Source organism: Pedobacter sp., assembly GCF_045628745.1.
Lineage (GTDB): Bacteria > Bacteroidota > Bacteroidia > Sphingobacteriales > Sphingobacteriaceae > Pedobacter.
On the sequence record NZ_JAZQPU010000046.1, the window covers coordinates 1 to 3,733 of the forward strand.

3 protein-coding genes are annotated in these 3,733 nt (G+C 38.1%); all 3 read right to left on the reverse strand.

Annotated features, from left to right (window positions below; genetic code table 11):
• Positions 1 to 155: hypothetical protein (locus ACR2F7_RS02030; RefSeq protein ID WP_432711945.1), on the reverse strand; the 155-nt coding region annotated here is incomplete at its 3' end.
• Between the two features lie 54 nt (positions 156 to 209).
• On the reverse strand, positions 210 to 1,907 hold the full coding sequence (locus ACR2F7_RS02035; RefSeq protein ID WP_432711943.1) for a hypothetical protein: 1,698 nt from the start codon (positions 1,905 to 1,907) through the stop codon (positions 210 to 212).
• Positions 1,908 to 1,917: 10 nt separating this feature from the next.
• Positions 1,918 to 3,733, reverse strand: a 1,816-nt coding sequence (locus tag ACR2F7_RS02040) for a tetratricopeptide repeat protein (protein ID WP_432711944.1), incomplete at its 5' end; no start/stop codon positions are given.

Sequence of the window (3,733 nt, forward strand, 5' to 3'; positions counted from 1 at the left end):
GGCTCAAAGGCCAGTTGTAAACTAGGGGGTAAAAAGGAGTGGAGTGCTGCATCATACCTGCCGGGTAACTTCTTTTTTGAGAAGGTTCCCAACTCGGGAACACCCACTTCTTTATTGGCTTGAATAACTTCTGCTAAGTACGATAATATATCCATTTTGGTAAAAATAAATTTTAATTCTTAAACAGCCAATTTTTAAGCGAAAACCGACTAGAAAGAGTAAGTTAATCCACCAAAGGCGTTAAAACCGATAGCCTGGTAATACAAATATCTGCCGTTTTTATTGTTTAACAAGTTATTTGCCTTAGCAAAAACAGAAAACTTGTTATTTATTTTGTAACCTGCACCAATACCAAAGTCTACAAAGCCTTTAACGTTAACCACAGATTCGATATCTGGGTTGGGCACCACATATGGTGAAGCAGGTTCTGCAAGATACAACTTTGCTTTACTATCATCTTGTAAAGCTACAGCAGCGTTGAAGCTTAACTTATCATTGAAGTTATACAATAAATTAGAGCTCACCCTTAACTGCGGTTTAAACCAGCTTTCGCGTTCGCTTGCTGATTTGTAGTTTTCAATGTTCAATTTTCCTGTCCATTTTAAGCTGTTGCTTACTTGTACAGAAAGCTCACCTTCAACACCTAAAAGTTTCATGGTGCCAAAATCATAAAGAACATCAAATTGTGCAGGATTGCCAAATGTGTTAACAAATAAAGGCATCTGCTCTAATTCTTTATGGTATACTTTTGCTTTATAACCAAATCCTGGTCCACCGGTACCTTTAATTCCTGCAGAGAAACTGATTTTCTCTACCGTATTCTGGATTTCAATATTGCTGGTTAAAAAAGGATTTTCATCAGTCAGCTCTTTTAAGGAGTTTCTGTGCACATCACCATTTAACTCACCAAATATTTGCAGGTAATCAGGAATCAGAGTAAAGTCTGCTGTTATTGCAGGGAAGATTCTTGTTTCTGAAAAGGCACCAAATTCTTGTACGAAGTTAAGACCGGCATTAATTTTTATGCCATTAGCCTGTAGCCTGATGTAAGGGTTCAACTTTAACAAGTTGTTGTTTACATTGACTAAAGCATCTTTAGTGTTACCCAATTCAACGGAACCTGCTAAGCCTAAATTAAAGCTGCTGATTCTTTTGTTGACATAACCGTTTAAAAGGATGGAGTTTTCTTTGGCATCAAAGAGATCACCCCAGATGTAACCGTTTATTTTCGCTGCATAGCTTAAGGCATCTTCGTCAGTAGTGTATTTACTGGCAATTTCACCTTCTGCTTCGATAAAGTTGAAAACTTGTTTTTCAGGATTTTCGTTGATGAAAGTGTTGTTAGCATCCTGACCGTAAAAGTATAAACCATTACGCTGGTAATTTAAACGGCCGCTTAAAGTAAACTCGTCTGTAATGCTGCTGCCAAAAACACTGATTTGTTGCTGGTTAAATTTTTGGTCTTTTAAGTCACCTTCCTGGGAAAAATGCTTGAAGAAACCACCCAGCTGCATATTTTCATCGCGACCGATATTGATATAGGCCTCTCCTAAAATAGTACCTGCACTACCAATACCTGCTTTAAGGTAGTTGTTCAGTATTTCTGACTGGCGCTCCTCAGCCACTTGCTGTGCCTGTAGTTTATTAATGTCAGCATTTAACTCTAACCTTCTGCCGGTTAGCGGGTAGCTAAACTTTGCTTTATAGGTTTTAACGTCATTTAAATCAGGGCTTCTTCTTAATTTAACGGCTTCGGCTAATACAGGTTTGTAGGGTCTTACAACTTCAATTTCTTCTGCAATAGTTTTGGTATCTGTTTCTTTCTCTTTCTTATCCTGTGCCTGCAAACTCAAAGTACCTGCTGCAATAAAAAAAACGGTGGTATATATAAATTTATTCAATGTCATGTCAGGTAGCTTATTTAATTTTTTCTAATTTCTCTTTAGCAGTAGGAACAATTTCATCCTTGCCATCATAATTATCAATCAAACTCAACAGCGTACTTTTTGCCTGCAGCTTGTCATTTAAGGCCAAATAATTATCTGCCAGTAACAAAAATGCTTTAGCCACCCAGTAATCGTAAGATGGCATATTGTTGATTAGATCGAAACAAGTCTTCTGTGAAGTTTTGTAATCCTGTTTACCATATTGTAAAAGAGCAAGGGTGTACTTGGCTTCAGCTGCGGCTACAGTCTTCGTTTTATTAGCCACATTGGTTAATGATTTAATGGCATTGGTAGTATCTGCTTTGGCAAGGTAAGCTTTACCTGCATAAAGATCTGCGCTGGTTTTTTCTTCTTCAGAAGCTTTCTCCGATGCCTGGATCAGCTTTACATACTTGATCACATCATCGGGCATGTTTAAAGCATCATAAGCTTTCAGCAGGTTGTTCAAGGCAAAATTATAATGCACTTTGTAATCTGCGGTGGTTTCCAGTCTTTTCAGGTAAACAATAGCCTCATTGTATTTCTTTTCTTTCAGGAACAACTCAGAGATGCTCACTAACGAACGTTCAGTGTAATCGCTGGTCCAGTCGTTTAAGATATACTCATAATCAGGAATGGCTTCCGCAGAGCGGTTTAATTTAACCAGGGATTCTGCCCTGATAAATTTAGCCTCTTTGTCGTGAATAGCTTTCGGGTATTTATCGAAATAACTGTTAACGGCTTCAAAAGCACCCTGGAAATCTCCTTTTAAGTACCTTGTATTTGCCGCCTGGAAAACAATGTTATCTTGTTCTGCAACGGTATAGTTACCAATAGGGGTGGTGTTGGCGTATTCAATAAAGCCATTGCCATCACCTTTATCCATGTAAATGTTTTTGATAGATTCTAGCGATTGTTTGGCTTCTTCTGTACTGCCATATTCTGATATTACCTTTTTAAAGGTGGCAGCAGCTTCAGCATCCTGATCTTGATTATATTGAACTAATCCAATAGTCACCAATGCTCTAGGAATGTAACTGCTATTAGGGTATTGTCTGATTAAACTGGTAAGGTCATTTTTAGATTTATCAAGTTCGCCTTTATTGAAATAAGTATAGGCCACTTCAAATCCGGCATCATCGGCATAGTTAGAGCCAGGGAATTGTTTCAGCAAACTTTGCATGGTGGCAATCTTTGCATCATCCTGTCCTTCTAAGCCCTGGATCATGCCTCGTTGGAATAAAGCATAATCTTCACCTTTTGCTTTTTGAGCAATGATTTTGTTGTAGTTAACTAAGGCATTTGCATAGCTTTTGTTAACGAAGTATGAATCTGCCAGTCTGATGGTGGCATCAACAACGGTTTTCTCATCTTTGTCGTTTCCTTTTAAGAAACGCTCAAAGTAATTAGCTGCTTTACCATATTTTTCATCTTCAAAGGCAGCATAAGCCAAAGCGTAGTTAGCAAAGTTATATACTTTGGTTTTGTTAGCTTCAGGCATGCCCAAGAAAGATTCGAAGGTTTTAACGGCTTCGCCAAATTTGCGCAGCTCATAAGAAGCTTCACCTTTCCAATAAGTGTTAAGGGCACTGATTTCCTGATCTACAGGTACAGTTTCTGAACGCAGGAACATAGAAAGGGCATTAGGAAAAGCTCTTTCATTATAGAATTCTAAACCACGGAAATACGTTACTTTCTGGTAAGCTTCTTTAGCTTCAGTTGTTTTATTTGGGATAGGCTCTAAAATATCAATAGCGGCCTGGTAGTTTTTACTGCTCAAGAGAATTTCGCCCAATAAGGTTTTAGCT